The sequence below is a fragment of the Hymenobacter sp. M1-2 genome (genome assembly GCF_057808495.1).
This window is the reverse complement of sequence record NZ_JBTYZO010000012.1, coordinates 105,995-123,263: the sequence shown is the minus strand read 5'-3', so window position 1 is coordinate 123,263 and position 17,269 is coordinate 105,995. Positions and strand designations below refer to the sequence as shown.

General features: G+C 59.6%; 17 protein-coding genes. 8 read left to right on the top strand and 9 right to left on the bottom strand.

Annotation, left to right across the window (positions count from 1 at the left end; translation table 11 throughout):
• The first annotated feature begins 124 nt into the window (after positions 1–124).
• Positions 125–2,389 carry a T9SS type B sorting domain-containing protein gene (locus ACYSMN_RS13210; protein ID WP_488924362.1) on the top strand — a complete coding sequence of 755 codons (2,265 nt, stop codon included), beginning with the start codon at positions 125–127 and terminating at the stop codon, positions 2,387–2,389.
• A gap of 159 nt (positions 2,390–2,548) precedes the next feature.
• Here ACYSMN_RS13210 and ACYSMN_RS13205 read toward each other — a convergent pair whose 3' ends face one another.
• The 3 genes from ACYSMN_RS13205 to ACYSMN_RS13195 all read right to left on the bottom strand — a co-directional run bounded on the left by ACYSMN_RS13205 (position 2,549) and on the right by ACYSMN_RS13195 (position 3,985).
• A complete protein-coding gene (locus tag ACYSMN_RS13205; RefSeq protein WP_488924361.1) occupies positions 2,549–3,193 on the bottom strand; it encodes a cytochrome c oxidase subunit 3 in 645 nt (214 codons plus the stop codon).
• A gap of 194 nt (positions 3,194–3,387) precedes the next feature.
• Complete coding sequence (locus ACYSMN_RS13200) at positions 3,388–3,735, bottom strand: hypothetical protein (RefSeq protein ID WP_488924360.1); 348 nt, start codon at positions 3,733–3,735, stop codon at positions 3,388–3,390.
• Positions 3,728–3,985, bottom strand: a complete 258-nt coding sequence (locus ACYSMN_RS13195; protein ID WP_488924359.1) for a hypothetical protein — start codon at positions 3,983–3,985, stop codon at positions 3,728–3,730. The genes ACYSMN_RS13200 and ACYSMN_RS13195 overlap by 8 nt, the downstream gene beginning before the upstream one ends.
• A gap of 231 nt (positions 3,986–4,216) precedes the next feature.
• On the opposite strand from ACYSMN_RS13195, the gene ACYSMN_RS13190 reads away from it, so the two are divergent.
• The 4 genes from ACYSMN_RS13190 to ACYSMN_RS13175 all read left to right on the top strand — a co-directional run bounded on the left by ACYSMN_RS13190 (position 4,217) and on the right by ACYSMN_RS13175 (position 8,565).
• Entirely contained in the window at positions 4,217–5,089 is an 873-nt protein-coding gene (locus tag ACYSMN_RS13190) for a TapB family protein (protein WP_488924358.1), read from the top strand.
• 40 nt (positions 5,090–5,129) lie between these two features.
• Positions 5,130–5,657 carry a DUF4920 domain-containing protein gene (locus ACYSMN_RS13185; RefSeq protein WP_488924357.1) on the top strand — a complete coding sequence of 176 codons (528 nt, stop codon included), beginning with the start codon at positions 5,130–5,132 and terminating at the stop codon, positions 5,655–5,657.
• 164 nt (positions 5,658–5,821) lie between these two features.
• A complete protein-coding gene (ligA, locus tag ACYSMN_RS13180; RefSeq protein ID WP_488924356.1) occupies positions 5,822–7,960 on the top strand; it encodes an NAD-dependent DNA ligase LigA in 2,139 nt (712 codons plus the stop codon).
• Positions 7,961–8,148: 188 nt separating this feature from the next.
• Positions 8,149–8,565: a rhodanese-like domain-containing protein gene (locus ACYSMN_RS13175; RefSeq protein WP_488924355.1), complete on the top strand. Its 417-nt coding sequence runs from the start codon at positions 8,149–8,151 to the stop codon at positions 8,563–8,565.
• A gap of 185 nt (positions 8,566–8,750) precedes the next feature.
• Here ACYSMN_RS13175 and ACYSMN_RS13170 read toward each other — a convergent pair whose 3' ends face one another.
• Positions 8,751–9,674, bottom strand: a complete 924-nt coding sequence (locus ACYSMN_RS13170; protein WP_488924354.1) for a polysaccharide deacetylase family protein — start codon at positions 9,672–9,674, stop codon at positions 8,751–8,753.
• Between the two features lie 119 nt (positions 9,675–9,793).
• On the opposite strand from ACYSMN_RS13170, the gene dapA reads away from it, so the two are divergent.
• Complete coding sequence (dapA, locus tag ACYSMN_RS13165) at positions 9,794–10,663, top strand: 4-hydroxy-tetrahydrodipicolinate synthase (protein WP_488924353.1); 870 nt, start codon at positions 9,794–9,796, stop codon at positions 10,661–10,663.
• Positions 10,664–10,696: 33 nt separating this feature from the next.
• On the top strand, positions 10,697–11,200 hold the full coding sequence (locus tag ACYSMN_RS13160; protein WP_488924352.1) for a DUF2199 domain-containing protein: 504 nt from the start codon (positions 10,697–10,699) through the stop codon (positions 11,198–11,200).
• A 224-nt stretch (positions 11,201–11,424) separates the two neighbouring features.
• Here ACYSMN_RS13160 and ACYSMN_RS13155 read toward each other — a convergent pair whose 3' ends face one another.
• From ACYSMN_RS13155 to ACYSMN_RS13140, 4 genes are all read right to left on the bottom strand, one after another.
• Positions 11,425–12,159 carry a (Fe-S)-binding protein gene (locus tag ACYSMN_RS13155; RefSeq protein ID WP_488924351.1) on the bottom strand — a complete coding sequence of 245 codons (735 nt, stop codon included), beginning with the start codon at positions 12,157–12,159 and terminating at the stop codon, positions 11,425–11,427.
• Positions 12,160–12,186: 27 nt separating this feature from the next.
• Positions 12,187–12,783, bottom strand: coding sequence for a DUF3592 domain-containing protein (locus ACYSMN_RS13150; RefSeq protein WP_488924350.1), 597 nt, complete (start codon positions 12,781–12,783; stop codon positions 12,187–12,189).
• A complete protein-coding gene (locus tag ACYSMN_RS13145) occupies positions 12,783–13,634 on the bottom strand; it encodes a hydroxymethylglutaryl-CoA lyase (protein ID WP_488924349.1) in 852 nt (283 codons plus the stop codon). The genes ACYSMN_RS13150 and ACYSMN_RS13145 overlap by 1 nt, the downstream gene beginning before the upstream one ends.
• A gap of 228 nt (positions 13,635–13,862) precedes the next feature.
• A complete protein-coding gene (locus tag ACYSMN_RS13140; protein ID WP_488924348.1) occupies positions 13,863–14,084 on the bottom strand; it encodes a hypothetical protein in 222 nt (73 codons plus the stop codon).
• A gap of 708 nt (positions 14,085–14,792) precedes the next feature.
• On the opposite strand from ACYSMN_RS13140, the gene ACYSMN_RS13135 reads away from it, so the two are divergent.
• A complete protein-coding gene (locus ACYSMN_RS13135) occupies positions 14,793–16,142 on the top strand; it encodes a peptidoglycan DD-metalloendopeptidase family protein (RefSeq protein ID WP_488924347.1) in 1,350 nt (449 codons plus the stop codon).
• 160 nt (positions 16,143–16,302) lie between these two features.
• Here the strand turns inward: ACYSMN_RS13135 and ACYSMN_RS13130 are convergent, their stop codons facing one another.
• Positions 16,303–16,902 (bottom strand): hypothetical protein, encoded by a 600-nt coding sequence (locus ACYSMN_RS13130; RefSeq protein ID WP_488924346.1) that lies wholly within the window; start codon positions 16,900–16,902, stop codon positions 16,303–16,305.
• Between the last annotated feature and the right edge of the window lie 367 nt (positions 16,903–17,269).

Genomic DNA, 17,269 nt, shown 5'->3' with positions numbered 1-17,269 from the left:
GCTGGCAGAGCAGCAGATGGGCAAGATACGCAGGCCTCTGCATAAACAGGGGCGGCTACCCAACGGGTTACGGGGCGAAGGTCGTATCTTGCCCAGGCACCGGAGTATTATTTCAGCTTTTTGTATGAACTCTGCTATACTTCATTTAATACCAGCAGCCCGGAAATGGTTTGGCTGCCTGTTGCTGCTGGTTTGGCTAGGCGGGGTTTCTGCCGCGCAAGCCACGCATATTGTGGGCGGCGAGATGGACTTGCAGTACCGGCAGGGCTCCACCTACCAATTCACGCTCAACCTGTATTTCGACGCTCGTAATGGTAACGCCGGGGCTCTCGACAATGACTTGACGGTTAGCATTTTTGAAAAGGGCAGCAACCGGCGCGTACAAAACCTGACATTGCCGCTCACGGCCAACACACTCGTCAACTACACCAACCCGGCCTGCGCGACGAACACCTCGCTGCTTACGCGCCGGCTCGTGTACACCGCGCCGCTGGACCTTTTGCCCACTATTTACACTAACTCCGGTGGTTACTACGCGGCGGTTGAGCGTTGCTGCCGCAACAACGGTATCAGCAACATTGAAAGCCCCGGCAATGCGGGCCAGACGTTTTACCTGGAGTTTCCGGCGGTGGTGCGCAACGGCCAGCCCTTCCGCGATTCTACGCCCCGCATTTTCCCGCCCCTCGGCGACTATGCCTGCTTAGGCGAGTTGTTTACGTATGATTTCGGCGGCCAAGATGCCGATGGCGACTCGCTGGCGTATGAGTTATCGACGCCGCTCAACGGCAACTCCACGCCGGGCCTGCCCAAGCCGAGCGTAGCCGAGCCGCAGCCCTACGAGGAAGTTCGCTGGAATGCTGGATTGAGCCTGCTAAACCAAATTCCGGGCCGGCCGACCCTCACTATCGATGCTCGCACCGGTCGACTGCAAGTACTGCCTACCGACGAGGGCCTGTTTGTGTTCGGCATCAAATGCTCGGAATACCGGCAAGGGCGCAAGATTGGGGAAACCCGACGGGACTTTCAACTCAAGGTGATAACGTGCCCGCGCAACAGCGCGCCTACCGTACGGGCGGCCATGCCCGGCACCACGCGCGCCTACCAGCCGGGGCGCGACACGCTGCGGCTGCGCCCTGGTTTCAACCGCTGCCTCACCCTGCGCTTCACCGACCCCGATGTGCCGTCGCGCCTGTCTTTGTCGTTGCGGGCCGTCAATTTTCCGGCGTCCTTGCTGCCTTCGTTTAGTGTTACGCAGGGCACGGTGCGCAGCCCAGGCGCCCCCGATACGCTGGTGTCGCAGCTGTGCTTTCCGAACTGTTTCAACACGCGGGGCCAAGTTTATCTGCTCGATGTGATTGTGGCCGATGATGGGTGCAGCCTACCCAAGCGCGACACGGTACGCATTGCTTTTACGGCCGTCCCCGACCCTAATAGCGCGCCCACCATTATTAGCAACGCCGCCCTGCCCCTGCGCGCCCGCGTTGGCGACCTTATCAGCTTCGACGTAACGGGCACCGACCCCGACAACGACCCACTTACACTCACCATGAATGGGCAGGGCTTTCAGCCGACTGATGTGGGCGCCACGCTCACGCAGGTGGTGAGCGGCAACCAGGTACGGGGCCGTTTCTCGTGGCGCGTCGACTGCCGGGCGGTGGGGCGTCCACTCTACGAGTTTAACTTCGCGGTGAGTTCCAGTTCCTGCGGGGAGACGCAAACGGTCAGCCTGCGCATTCCTATCCAAATAGAGTACGCTAATACGGCTCCCACGCTAGTTTCCAGCCCCTTACTCATGCCTAGCTCCGTCGATTTGCCGGTAGTTGTCCGACGGCTAGTAGGCGACAGATTCGAGGCCACCTTCACCGGCACCGACCCCGACACCGACCCGCTGGTGCTGTCGGCGACGGGCAATGGGTTTGAGCTGGCCGATGTGGGCATGAGCTTTCAGGCACAAAACGGTAACGGCCGGGCCACCGCCACCTTCCGCTGGGACGCCAATTGCAGCAGTATCAAATTCCCCAACAATGCGCTGGACGTGACCTTCCGACTTCAGGAAATGACCTGCCGCCCCGAGCCCCAGACCCGGCTAGTACGCTTCGAACTCATCAGCCCCGATACAGCCGCCTTCACGCCGCCCAACATCTTCACCCCCAACAACGACCCCAACCAACTCAACGAGTTCTTCACCGTTCCCGACCTTCCCGCCGACTTCTGCGAGTCTCGTTTCGCCGGTGTCAAGATTTTCTCTCGCTGGGGCAATCAGGTGTACGAAAGTAAAGCCCGCAACTTTCGCTGGGACGGAGGTAAACAACCCGCCGGCGTCTATTTCTACCTCATTGAGTACACCGACGGCCGCAAGTTCAAAGGCCCCATTACGCTGGCGAAATAACCTAGCAGAAGTATAGCCCAGAGCGACAAGAAAGCCCCGATACCAGCTGGTATCGGGGCTTTCTTGTCGCTCTAATGATTCTAAGCAGCGAGTACAAGACAATTATTCAACTATCTGCGTACCTCCATCTCGCTTGCTTCTCGTGTCTCAGTCTGACTGCTAGTACAAGAACACAAACACCACAAACAGCACCACCCAGAGTACATCCAGAAAATGCCAGTAGATGCTCAGCAAGCGGAGTTGGAGCCGGCGGTACGGGTTGCGAATGAAGACCAGAGTACGCACGGCATCGCGGGAGGCATGGAGAGTGCGCAGCAGCAGAGCCAGCAGAAACAGCATGCCGCCCAGCAAGTGCACCACGTGCAGCGCCGAAATAAGGTAGATGTACGTGCCGCTAGCCTGGCCCTTGAAAAATACGCCTTGCTGCATAAGCTCCCGCCAGCCAAGCACCTGCAACCCCGCAAAGATGCAGCCCAGCAGCAAGGTCGCGCCCAGGCAGCGGGCCAAGTTATCAACGTCGTCGGTGCGGTAGAGCCGGGCAGCTTGGCCGAGCACGTAGCTGCTGATGAGCAGCACGATGGTACTAATGGAGAAGAACTTAGGAAACTGCCGCAACCCCACGGGCAGCTGGGCGCTGTAGTGGGCGTGCGCGTAGGCCAGCACCAAGAATAGGAACAGCACCCCGCTGCACACCAACCCCAGGTACAGCATCATCAGCAGCGGCGGCACGCGCTCCATGCGCTGGAAAGCGGAAGCGGGCCGGTTGGACCCGACCTTGTCTTTGCGTTCTTTATCGGAATTCATACTAGGCGACGGGAGTAGGCAACGAGTGTTTTTGCAAACCAATCTGAAGCCCTTTAGTTCCAGGCGCCCACACGCCACTCACCTCTGAGGCCACTGAGCAAGATACGCAAAAGCCGCCCTGCCAGACGCGCAGGATTCGGGGATTTTCAACGAAAAATTCGTTGCCTACTCCGACCGTCGACCTTGCCAGGTACTTAGTCGCCGCGGAAGAAAGAGCCGATTTTTCCGAGCACCGCGTGCAACGTGATTTTAGGGCTGCGGCCCGCTCCAAACGTGACGTAGGTTTTGCCGCCCACCCGCAGGTCGAGCACCAGCCCCAGCCGCAGCGCCACATCGTTGAGCTGCTGCATAGGGTCGGGGCCGCGCGGACCTTTGGGTTTGGGTGGGGCGTTCGGGTCTTTCGGGGGCCCGCTGGTCAGCTTATCGAGGACGCGCTGGCTCGGGACATTGAGAATGAGGTAGCTTCCCGAGGCGGCTATTTGAATATCGTCGCCATCGAAAGTAACAACCAGCTGGGCTTCTAGGTCGAGGCCGCTAGCCAAGGGGCGAAGGCGTTGCGGGTGGCAAGGCTGGGCTCGGCGCGGCAGCCGGTGGGTTTTCGCCGCGGGTGCGGATGCGCAAGGAGCCGTTGAGCCGCCACGTGGTAGCCGGACCAGCGGGATTCTGCGGGTTGGGCACCTGCAATTCCATCTGGTCGAAGGCCACGGCCAGTTCGACGCCTCCCGATAGTTTAGACAGCAAGGAAGCGGCCGTATCGGCCCAGGAAGTGGGTTGTTGGTTGGAATCGGGCATGGGAGAGAACAAGAAAGGAAGCGTTGAAAATAATCGGTTTGATGATGCTTCCATACGCGCAATGCCGCCGCTTGGCTGCGTGCTGGAGCACCAGAAACTGGGCCGCAAGTTACACGCGCGCACTTCTCCATCCACTTCTTCTTAACCTCCGCCGTTAGCAACCTCCGCCGTACCCCAACTTGCCGCGTCCGGTTGCGTATGTTGCCCATCCCCTACCTTAGCCTTCGTCGCATGGTACCCCGTTCTTTTCCCATCTGTTTGTTGATCTCGGCGTTGACGCTTACCCCCGGCTACGCCCAAACTAGTTTGCCCACGCCCGATTCGGGCGGCGGCCGAGCTTCCACTGTTGCCCCGTTGGCTCCCAACCCGCAGGCCAGCCTCAATGCCGCGCAGCCGTTTGGCCTAGCCGACAACATGGAGCTGGTCTACCGCTTGCTCGACGCCGATGCTAAACCGACTGGCGAGGTGCACCAACGCGTAGTCCAGCTCAAGCAAGAGGAGCGCGAAGAGAAAAAGAAGCAGATAGTGCCCGAAAACACCGCATCACTCAAAAGTGGCACCTACGACAAGCGCAATATTCTCGAACACCTCCAGGACCTCACCTTTCGCACCCGCCGGGATACCTGCTTCACCGATGGTATGGCGGAAGTGAATTTTGAGGGTCTCCGCTCCTTTCGCGACCGAAAAATAGCCTACGAACCAGTGCCACTGGCCTGGCCCAACCAGCCCACAGTAGGAACCGAGCTGCCCGATGGGGGCGTCACGGTGAAAGTGAGCAGCTCGGTGGTAAGTATTGCTTCTGTGACAACGATGTTGCGCAAACGACGCATCACGGCCGGCCCAAAGTCAATTACGACTCCCGCCGGCACATTCTCCTGCTACCAAGTGGAAGCCGAGCGGGAAGAAGCCACCATTCCGCGCCCCGACATGGCCATGCGCACCACCCTGCGGCAGGTCGACTACTATGCGCCGGGTGTGGGTATCGTCCGGACGGAAGTGTATGGCAAGAACGACAAGCTCAGCTACGTACGCGAGCTAACGTCCCGTACGCAGACGCCGGAGGGCACCCAGGGGAAGGCGAAGTACAAAACGAAAAAGTCGTAATTTCCGGGCTGAATTCTTTTCGAACTTTCCACTCATTCTTATGTCGTTCAAGCACTTTGCCCTGGCTTCAGCGTTGCTTTCATTGGCCGCTTGCCAATCCACTCCCGCCACTGAAACCGCCACGGCCAATACCGAAAAGCCAGCCGCAGAAGCTGCTCCAGTAGCTCTAACCGGCAAAACCTACGGGGCTAGTGTGAATGCGGAAGGTGCCAAGCCACTGTCGGAATTGAAGCAGGTGCTGGGCAGTCAGGATTCGGCGCAGGTGAAGCTCATTGGCACCGCCGACGCCGTGTGCCAAGCGAAGGGTTGCTGGCTGACGATGAAAACGCCCGAAGGCAAGGAAATGCGCGTCCGGTTCAAGGATTACGCGTTTTTCGTGCCCAAAGACATTACCGGCAAAACGGTGGTTATCAATGGCTGGGCGCACCGCGAAGAAGTACCCGTGGCCGATTTGCAGCACTACGCTAAGGACGCTGGTAAGTCGGATAAGGAAGTGGCCGCCATTACCAAGCCCGAGGAGCAGCTCAACTTTGAAGCCGACGGCGTGCTCGTAGCCGACAAGCTGTAGCACATAGTCAGTTGAGTGAATAGAAAAGCCCGCCTGTACTCAATCAGGCGGGCTTTTTATGTTTTAGCTACTCATAAAACCGTAGCTTGCAGAGCCGCTGGGCTCTCGGACTATCCTTCCACCGGCCTACGGCGCAAGCAAAGGTTTATGCTTCCCCTTTTTCTATGACGACTGACATCCAGCAGCGCATCACCGCCCTCACCGAGCGGCTTCACCACCTCAACTATCAGTATTACCAGCGCGACATTTCCGAAGTACCCGACCAGGAATTCGACCAGATGCTGGCCGAGTTGGCGCGGCTGGAAAAGGAGTACCCTGACTTTGCGCACCCCAACTCCCCCACCCAGCGCGTGGGTGGCACCATCACCAAGCAGTTCCCAACGGCCGCGCACCGCTACCCCATGCTCAGCCTCGGCAATACGTACTCCGAAGCCGACCTGCGCGAGTTTGATGAGCGGGTGCGCCGCGGGCTGGAAGGCGCCAGCTACGCCTACGTCTGCGAGTTGAAGTTCGACGGCGTGGCTATGAGTTTGAGCTACGAAAACGGCCAACTCACGCAGGGCGTCACGCGCGGCGATGGCACCCGCGGCGACGTCGTGACCAACAACGTGCGCACCATCAAAAACCTGCCCCTGCACCTGCGTCCCGATGCCCGGCAGCCCGCCGAGTTTGAGGTGCGCGGCGAAATATTCATGCCGCTGCCGGTCTTCGCGGAGCTGAATGCCGAGCGCGAAGCCAACGGCGAAGCCCTGCTCGCCAACCCGCGCAACGCTGCTAGCGGGGCCCTCAAACTCCAGGACTCGGCGCTGGTGGCCGCGCGGCGGCTGCGCTTCTACGCGTATTCCTTCCTCATGCCGGGCCGCAGCACCGTGCCCACGCACAGTGCCTCGCTAGAAGCTCTGAGTGCCTGGGGCTTGCCGGTTTCGGATACCTGGCGGCTGTGCCATAGCCTGGATGAAGTCCTGGATTTCGTGCACGAGTGGGACAAAAAGCGTTTCACGTTGCCAGTAGCCACGGATGGCATCGTGATTAAGGTGGATGATTTCCGGCAGCAGGAGTTGCTAGGCTTCACTTCCAAGAGTCCGCGCTGGGCCATTGCGTACAAGTACCCGGCCGAGGCGGGCCGCACCCGGCTGCGCGAAATTCAGTACCAGGTGGGCCGCACGGGCGCCGTGACGCCGGTGGCGCTGCTGGAGCCGGTGCCGTTGGCCGGCACCATTGTCAAGCGGGCTTCGGTGCACAACGCCAACCAGATTGCCGCCCTCGATTTGCGCCTCGGCGACATGGTGTTCGTGGAGAAAGGCGGTGAAATCATTCCCAAAATCACGGGCGTCGACCTTACAGCCCGGCCCGCCGACAGTCAGCCCATTGTGTACCCTTCTGAGTGTCCGGCCTGCGGAACGCCGCTGATCCGGCCCGAGGGCGAGGCGCATTTCCGCTGCCCCAACGAGCGGGGCTGCCCGCCGCAACGCAAAGCCAAGCTGGAACATTACGTGTCGCGCAAGGCCCTCAACATTGATGGGCTGGGGGCCGAAACCGTGGGCCGCTTCTTTGACCTGGGCCTGGTCACGGACGCTGCCAGCCTGTATGATCTGCCAAGCAAGGCTCAAGAACTGGCCCAGCTCGACCGCCTGGGCGAGAAGTCGGTGCAGCGCCTCGTGGCCGGGCTGGAGCAAAGCAAGCAAGTGCCTTTCGACCAAGTGTTGTTCGGGCTGGGCATCCGCTACGTGGGCGAAACGGTGGCTGAGAAGCTGGCCGCGCACTACCGCACTATCGATGGCCTAGCGCAGGCTACAGCCACGGAGCTGGCTGCCGTGCCGGAAGTGGGCGGCGTCATTGCCGAATCGGTGGCGGCGTGGTTTCAGGAACCCGAAAACCGCGACCTAGTGGAGCGCCTCAAAGCGGCGGGCCTGCAACTGGCCCTCACCGGCGAAGCGCCCAAAGCTGTCAGCAACCGGTTTGAGGGGCTGACCTTTGTGTTGTCGGGGGTGTTTGAGCAGCACTCGCGCGACGAATTGCAGGCGCTCATTCAGGCCCACGGCGGCAAGGTGACGGGCAGCATCAGCAAGAAGCTTAGCTACCTGGTGGCCGGCGACAAAATGGGCCCCGCCAAGCGCGAAAAAGCCACCGAGTTCAAAGTGCCCATCATCTCCGAAACCGACCTGCTAGCCATGCTCCCCTCGGAAACCGATACCGCCGAAGAAGCACTAGATATGGCTCCGCTGACCGAAGCCGCCCAGAACACGCCAACCACGGCGGCCACTGCTCCAACCGGACAAGGCCAGCAAGGCTCTTTGTTTTAAATAGAGACCTTAGACATAAGAAGTGAGACGTTAGACTTCGTTCTGCTGTCAAGCATTTTGTCGAACAGATTTCACTTTTCTACTGTCGGCCTACTACTTATACTGGTGCCTTGCTAGTAACCATCCTGCAACGAAAGGCTCGCACACATTTCGTTGCCATACAGCCATTCTAGCCCCTCCTCTTGCTTATGTCACGTTTTCTGCTGATTCTGCTCACGGCACTTGGCCTGCACCACGCTGCCTTCGCGCAAAAAACGCCCGCCGCGGCATCAACCACTCAAACGGCCCCGAAGAAAACGCCCATCGTGCCGCTGTCCGTGGCGTTAGAGACCCTCAAGCAGCCCGATGTGGTGCTGTTGGATGTGCGCACGCCGGAGGAGTTTGCGGCCGGCCACCTGGCCGGGGCTCAGAATCTGGATTTCCGGGCGCCTGGCTTCCGGGAGCAGGTAGCAAAGCTGGATAAGACCAAAACCTACGTGCTGTACTGCGCCTCTGGCAACCGTAGCGGCCAAACCAACGTGCTCATGGACGAAACCGGCTTCAAAAAAGTGGTAAATGCTGGAGCTTTCAAGGATTTGAAGGCAGCTGGTTTGAAGACGGAGTAAAGCACTGTCATTGCGAGCAGCGCGAAGCAATCCTTCCTCTCACAGCGCAAAACCTACTGAAGCAACAAGCCCTTGACGTTAGCATACGTCAAGGGCTTTTCTATTCAGGAAACGTGTCTCAAAGAGAGGAAGGATTGCCACGGCCTACGGCCTCGCAATGACAAACTGGCTCTTCGCTATGTAAGTTAGAAGCTGTTGACCATGCTGTTGTGCAGGGTGCGGGGGCTCCAGTAGCCGCTGGCGATGATGCGGCGGATGGTGAAGAGCGGGTCTTGTGGATCACGCTTTTCAGCCAGCACGAAGGCGGCCACCATGCCGCGTTGCTTGAGTTGCGGAATAGCTTCGGGATTCCAGAGGCCGAAGGGATAAGCAAAGTACTTGATGTCTTTGCCGGTGATTTCTTCGAGCGTTTTGGTGGGCTTCTCGATTTGCGTTACCCAATCTAGACCCTGGTACTTCTTCACGTTGTGGTGGTCCCAGGTGTGGGAACCGATGACGTGGCCCTCATCCGAAAGCTGCTTCACCTGCGCCTTGCTCATGTACTTGGGGCGGCCTAGGCTCACGGTCATCACGAAGAACACGCCCTTGAAGCCGTGCTTGTCCATTTCGGGCTTGGCGATGGTGAACTGGTCTAGGTCGGTATCGTCGAAGGTGAGCATGACGGGCTTGCTGGGCAGCGGCGCGCCAGTGGCCAGGTAGGCGTAGAGCTGGTCGGGCAGGATGGTGTGGTAGCCGGAGTCGGCCAGCATCTGCATCTGCTTCTTGAACGCCTCAACGGGCACGATATAGTCCTTGGCGCCTTTCGAATCTTTGGCACGCCAGTCGCGGATCTGGTGGTAGCACAGAATGGGCACCTGCGGACGGGCCGTGATGGTGGCGGCATCGGCAATCTTACTGGCCGGGATGCTGCCGGGGTCGGGAGCCGCTGTGGCGCTGGTAGCGGTAGCAGCGGCTTCAGTGGCGGCGGTGGCTGCCGTGCCCGACATGGCGACGCTGGCGGGGGAGCTGACTTCGGCGGCGGTGGCCGTCTTGGTTTCGTTGCAGGAAGGCAGGGTGAGGGCCGAGGCCAGGGCTGCTGCGGCAAGCAGCGAGGAGTAGGTAAGCTTCATGAAAGGAAAAGGGGCCGGGCACCCGGCAAATGCTGTATTTTTGCGAGAGAGAGTCGTTCGAGCAGCAGCGTACCTTCGCCCCAACTTCCCATCTTACAAAACAACAGCTAATTCCCCGTATGGACAAGCTTCATGGCACTGGTGTCGCCCTCGTAACGCCCTTCGTTTCCGCTCCCGACCCTGCCGTGGACTATCCGGCCCTGCGCCGCCTGCTGGACTTTGTGCTAGCAGGCGGCGTGGAGTACCTCGTTATCAACGGCACCACGGCCGAGTCGCCGACCCTGACGGCCGAAGAGCGGGTGGAAATTCTGCGCTTGGTGAAGGAACACGTGGCCGGGCGCGTGCCGCTCGTGTACGGCATTGGCGGCAACGACACGGCTAGCCTTGAAGCCGCCATCCGCAGCACCGACCTTTCGGGCATCACGGCTATCCTTTCGGCCAGCCCTTACTACAACAAGCCCAGCCAACGCGGCATTATTGCGCACTACGAGCGGCTGGCCGACGCTTCGCCGGTGCCGGTTATTCTGTACAATGTGCCCGGCCGCACAGCTTCAAATCTCACCGCCGCTACCACGCTGCACCTGGCCCAGCACCCCAACATCATCGGCATTAAGGAAGCCAGCGGCAACCTGGAGCAGTGCCAGCAGATAGCCGCCCACAAACCCGCCGACTTCCTGCTCATCTCCGGCGACGATATGATGACCACCTCGCTCGTAAGTTTCGGGGCCGTAGGCGTGATATCAGTGCTGGCCAACGCCTTCCCCCGCCCCTTCACCGACATGGTGCGCCACGCCCTGGCCGGGGAGTTTGCCCAGGCCAGCCAGCTACTTTTCAAGTTCGTGGACCTCAACCCACTCATGTATGAGGAAAGCAACCCCGTAGGCGTGAAAGCCGCCCTGGAGGCGCTAGGCGTATGCTCCGGAGCCGTACGCCTGCCGCTGCTGGAGGCCAGTGAGAACCTGCGGGAACGGGTGAAGCAGTTGTTGTAACCCAGCACTTTTTACAACGAAGGTCTTCAGTCAATGACAAGCTTTACGTGTCCCACTTGTGGTGAAACGCACGCCGGACCCTCCTTTTGTTTTGGAGCAGAATTTCCTGAATTCTATTTCAACGTACCACCAGCCGAGCGGGCAGCAAGAGTTGAACTAACTAAGGACTTGTGCGTGGTTGACGGAAGCCACTTCTTCATTCGAAGCCGTATTGAAATTCCCATCATCGGCCATGACGAGCCTTTTTGCTGGAACGTTTGGGTTTCGTTGAGTGAGAAGAATTTCCTTAGAGCTAACGAAGTATGGAATGAGCCAAATCGAGAGAACGAGCCGCCCTATTTTGGCTGGCTTCAAACTCAGATTCCAGGCTACCCAAATACTGTCAACATCAAAACCCGAGTACATACTAGGGCGGTTGGCACCATTCCGTGGGTTGAGATTGGTGAAGAAAATCATCTACTCTTGGCAGAGCAACGAGCGGGCATTACAATGGAGCGCGCCTTGAAAATAGTTGAGGAAATTTTCCACGTCCGGTGAAGCCTCACCCCCTAACCCCCTTCCTCGCTTGATGCGCGACATCGTGGAGAGGGGGAACTAGCTTTTAAACTTTTTACTAAAACCTATAATCTAGACAAAAGCTCAGTGGGCAATAGCCCGCTGAGCTTTTGTTTTTACAAACTAGAACTAGTCCCCCTCTCCACGATGTCGCGCATCAAGCGAGGAAGGGGGCTAGGGGTGAGGCCACTCGTTGAGGCCTACGCCTACCACCCACTCGCCAGCACATCGGCCACGTGCAGGGTTCTAATCGGCTTTTTCTCGCGGCGGATGTAGGCGTCGAGGTGCATGAGGCAGCTGGTGTCGGTGCTCACGATGTAATTGGCGCCGGTGGCCAGGGCGTGTTCTACTTTTTGCTCGGCCATGGCCACGGAAATGGCTTCAAACTTCACGGCGAAGGTGCCGCCGAAACCGCAGCAGGTCTCGTTTTCGGCCATTTCGAGGCGTTCCAGGCCGGGCACGGCGTCGAGCAGGCGGCGGGGGGCTTCCTTGATGCCACACTCCCGCAGAGCAGAGCAGGAATCGTGGTAGGTGTAGGTGCCGCTGAGGCGGGCTTGCGGGATGGACTTGATGCCGAGCACATCCACCAGAAACTCCGTCAGCTCGAAGATGCGGCGCTGCGTGGCGTGGTAGCGGCCCTGGTCGGGGCCATTCTCAAACAGCTCGGCGTAGGCATTGCGCACCATGCCTACACACGAAGCCGACGGACTGACGATGTAGCGGCCGGGCTCATTGGGAAAGTCGCCGAGAAACTTGCGGGCTACCTCGCAGCTTTCGGCTTTGTAGCCGGCGTTGTAGGCGGGCTGCCCGCAGCAGGTTTGGTTGCTGTTGTAATGCACCTCGCAGCCCACGGCTTCCAGCACCTTCACCATATTCATGGCGGTCTGCGGAAAAAGCTGGTCTACAAAGCAGGGAATGAAGATATCGACGGCAGTAGGCATGGTGTGGGGCAGGGCACGGTAGAAAAATCAGGCGGCGCGACGACGAAAGTACGTCATCATCTTTGTCCGAAACTGCCGGTTGGGCAGCAATAGGGCGAAGGGCAGCAAACTCAGCAAGCCAAACCCCACCGCCCCTGCTCTTTGCCCGCTGTTGACATGTTGCAACGTCAGCAGCATGTCCTCCCCTTTTTCGAGCTGGTAAATGAAAGAAAGATTGCCTGCCAACTCGGTATCGTAGTACACGCGCACGGAGTCGCCTACGTGCAAGGCGCGCGAGAAGGTAGCGGCGTACTGCTCGTTTTGTCCTATAAACTTTTCCAGGACTGGAGTTCGATTCTCCACGGTCAGGCGCAGCATGTAGGGGTGGTAGCGGGTGTTGTCTCGCCGAACTTCCACCCAGGAAACGACGCCTTCAACACGGTGTAACGAAGCGAGAGTGTGGGTAGAGCGGGTGTACAGCGAAAAGGCGGCCCACATAAACATCACAACCAGCAGGGCCATGGCGCCTAACGCCCAGGGCAGCTTGCGCTGCGCCTGCAACTTCGCCTCCTGTGCCGCCTCGTAGCGTTTTCTGCGTTCTGCCTGGCGGTGCTTGTACGCTGGTATCGAAGGACGCCGCGCCATTAATGCTCCGCAAATATCTCCTGATTCAGCCTCTGCGCCTCCCCTAACGCCGCTTCTTGCAGCCGCAGTTCTTCCCCGGCTTCCAAGGCAAACTCGATGAGCCGCTCGGTGGGCATATTGCCGGTGAGCTGGTCGGCGGCCATGGGGCAGCCGCCGTAGCCGCCCAAGGCCCCATCGAAGCGGCGGCAGCCGGCCTCGTAGGCAGCCAGTACCTTTTCGCGCCAGGTATCGGGGGTGGTGTGCAGGTGAGCGCCGAACTCGATGTGCGGAAAGGCGGCCGTCAGTTCCCGGAAGGGCGGCGCGATGGTGGCGGGCACCGAAGCGCCGATGGTATCAGAGAGAGCCACAATGCTCACGCCCAGAGCATCGAGCTTCTGCGTGAACTCGCCAAGAATTTCGGGGCTCCACGGGTCGCCGTAGGGGTTGCCGAAACCCATGCTCAGGTACACTACCTGCTCCTGGCCGGTGCGGGCGCACAGCTCCTGCATTCGCGCCACATCGTCGAGGGCTTCGGCAATGGACTTGTTGGTGTTGCGCTGCTGGAAGGTTTCCGACACTGAAAGCGGAAAGCCGATGTAGCGAATCTGGGGGTGCTGGGCGGCGGTTTCGGCCCCGCGCAGGTTGGCCACAATGGCCAGCAGGTGGGTGCCCGACTGCGCCAAGTCTAGCCCCTCCAATACTTCGGCCGTGTCGGCGAGCTGCGGAATGGCTTTCGGTGAGACGAAGGAGCCGAAGTCCAGCGTATCGAACCCCACGCGCAGCAGCGTGTTGAGGTAGGCTATTTTCTGGGTGGTTGGGATGAAGGTGGGCCAGCCCTGCATGGCGTCGCGCGGGCAGTCGATGAGTTTCATAGGGTGCCGGATGAGTGGGAGCCCAAAGGTAGCCGCCCGCCGCCACTACCCATGGCCTTCCCCGCTCCGCCCGCTTTTTCAGTGGGCAGGCCGGTTGCAGTGCACGCTAACGCCATAATACCTCTGAAGTGCGCATAGGAAATCCTCAACGCCCATTTCGGTATCGTTTTGCCCTATGAGGATTTCCTATGCGCCCATTTCGGTACTGTTTTGCCCACTTAGGAAATCCTACGGGGCCATTTCGGTACGTGTTTGCCCATTGCGGAAGCCCGCAACGAGCATTTCGGCACGTGTTTGCTCATTGCGGATGTCTGCAATGAGCATTTCGCAACTGATTTGCCCATTGCAGTTGTCTGCAATGACTATTTCGTCACGAAAATGCCCATTGCAGTTGTCTGCAATAACCGTTTCGATATGAAAATGCCCGTTACAGACAACTGCAATGGGCATTTTCACACCATTTTGTCCGTATCAGAAATCCGCAGCGCCCGTTTCGGTACCCTTTGCCGCCTCAGGAGACTCGCAACGGTTGTTTCAGTACCATTTTACCCATGCAGAAAATCCTCCCAGGCCCTATGCATACCAATGCGGACGTAGCCCCAGCGGGGCGGCATATCGGTAGTGAAACAGTGGTAATGACGAACCAAGCCCTGTAGGGGCGACACCTAATCATAGGTGGTCTAAGCGTGTCGCCCCTACAGGGCTTTAGTTCATTACATCAATGGGTTACTACCGATATGTCGCCCCTCCGGGGCTGCGCACGGGTTGTGCGTAAGACCTAATTGTTAGTTTCACACCGTTTTGCCCAATGCGCATATGCGTAGCACATATTTGCGTACGATTTTGCTCGTTGCGCGTGCGCGCAGCAGCCATTTCGGCACTATTCTGCCTGTTGCGCGTACGCGCTGCATGCTTTTGGGTGCGATTTTGCCCATTGCGCGTAAGCGCAACGGGCATTTCCCTAGCGTTTTGCCTGCTGCGCTTACGCGCTATGGGCATTCGTGAACGGAAATGGGCCCTGCGCATGTGCGCCATGAGCATAACGCTAGCGAAATGGCCGTTGCGCATAAGCGCGGTCGTGGTACGGACAAATACCTTCTGGTTCGGGGCGAACTACCCCGGCGCGTTCCGGGTTTGAAGGAGAATCAACTGCCGATTATGTCTTTTCGCCTGCGCGCTCCTCTATACCTCGTTGTCTTCCTGCTTCTCACCGCCTGCGGCAAACAGCAAACGCTGCAAGGCATCTTTCAAAAAAGTACCCCGCACGAAGCCTACGCCCGCCGCCTGCGCCAAACCGGCCTCGACCAAACCGCCCTGGGCCGCGACTGGCTGGCCGCCGCCGACCGGGCCCTGCGCGACTCGCTCCTGGTGACGCTGCCCTTCCAGGAAACCGGCTACTTCGCCGCCGAGCGGGCCACGGCCGCCGCTTATCGCTACCAAGTCCGCGAGGGCGAAACCGTCCGCATCAGCCTCACTCTCGACCAAGGCAACGACGCCCGGGTGTTCCTCGACGCCTTCGAGCTGGACCCCGAACGCCGCGCCACGCGTCCCCTCGCCTCCGCTGATACCACCGCCCTTTCCTTTAGTTACGTGGCCGAAGACGACCGCCAGCACCTGCTGCGGGTGCAGCCCGAGCTACTGCGCGCTGGCCGTTTCACGCTCCGCATTCAGCGCGCTCCTAGCCTGAGCTTTCCGGTGAAGGGCAAGAATGATGTGGCCGTGGGCAGCTTCTGGGGTATGGACCGCGACGGCGGCGCCCGCCGCCACGAGGGCATCGACATTTTTGCCAAGCGCGGCACGCCCGCCGTGGCCGCCGCCAACGGCCTCATCACCCGCGTAAACGAAACGCCCCGCGGCGGCCTGGTGGTCTGGCTCGCTGATACTGAGCACGGCCAGCACCTCTACTACGCCCACCTCGACAGGCAACTGGTGCAGCCCGGTCAGCAGGTACTGGCCGGTGATACCCTGGGGTTGATTGGCAACACCGGCAACGCCCGCACCACTCCCCCGCACCTGCATTTCGGCATTTACCGCGGCGGCCGGGGTGCCGTCGACCCGTTCCCGTTCGTGCGCCGCGCCGATGCGGCCCCTGAAGCCCCGCGCACCTCGCCGGAGCGACTAGGCCAGTGGGTGCGCGTGCAAGACAAGCGGGCTGATTTGCGGCGCGGCCCCGTTGCCAAGCAAGCGTCGGTGGCGGCTCTCACGCGCAACACGCCTTTGCTGGTAGTCGGCAGCCAGGCTGATTGGTACCGCGTGCAGCACCCCGACGGCCGAGTGGGCTACGTGGCGTCTCGCGCCGTGGTGCCGGCCGCCGCGCCCCTGCGCCGCGTGGAGCTGCCCGTCGCTACGGACCTCTACGCCCATCCCCTACCCGGCGCCCCCACCCTCGATTCCTTGCCGGCCCAGAGCCGCGTGGCCGTGCTCGGCGAGTTTGGCGAGTTCCGGTTGGTGCGCAGCGCGGCCGGCAAGGTAGGCTGGCTTGCCGCTGGGGCGGTGGCTAAATCCTAAGGTCAGGCTCCGTCGCCGTTTGTTAAGGTGCAGGCAAAGAATTTCCGGGTTGATGTACAGTTTGAACGGCTCCTACCCTCCTTTTCTTTGCTGCTTTCAGACTACAAGAAAGGCCCGTACGAAACCGTACGGGCCTTTCTTGTGAAGTAAGTGAATGGGTTTATTCGGCTACTACTACGGCTTTTTGCAGCTTCTTGGCGTACGCCAGCCGCCGCTCCCGGCCGTTGGTTACGTAGTCGAAACCTACTGCTTTGGGGTCGGCTTTCACGGCTTCCCAGGCTTGCGCATCTACTTCGGTGGGCTGGATGGCATCGCGTGGCACGGCAGGCTTGGTGAAGTGGTCTTCGCGCAGGAAAGCATTCATGCTTTGCAGAATCGCTATTTCTTTCTCCCGCACGGTGGTTGCGGCCCGCAGGTCTACCTCTGGCTCTCCAAGCAGTGCCGTGGCCGGCATTATCTCCGAGTGCAGGGTGTCGCCGGTGCTGCTCAGAATAAGAAAATGAGCCCGCGCGTTAAGGGTTTTGGGGCCGCGCAGTTGCAGGATGAAGTTGTCCTTGGTTTTGGGGTTGGAGAAATAGTGCGTGGTATTGACGGTGCGCAAAACCGTGCGGGCATTCACGCGGGCGCGGGCTCCTTCCGGCGTGGGCGTAAACGTCCGGTTTCCGTCGCGGGAAGTGCCGGCTTCTCGTTCCGTGGTGATGCAGGAGCTGGTTTGCAGCAGCAGGCCCAAGGAGGCCGCTGTCAGAAGAACTTTTTTCATGGAGTGAGAGAAAACCATAATCTGGTCGATTCAGCGAGGTACAAAGCCTTTCACAGGCGAGGAGGAACACAAAAGCTTCGGCTGCTACAGGTAGCTATATAGCAAAGCTTCGGCTCTGTCGCTGTCTACCGAGAAAATGAGGCAGGGTTGGGTTTATCGCAACATTTTGTTTCGAGACAGTAAGCCCTAAGATCAATCATTAGGCCAGCAGCCAGGAAATACTTGACCTCAACCTTGTAGCAACCTGCTACATGCCGGCTGTTTGTTCCGAAAAGTCAGCTTACTTTAGGGCCTGTGTCTTACTACCTTATAGAAGTTCGCGCAGCGTTTTCGCCGCACCACTCAGCGCAACCCTGCACTTGAGCTC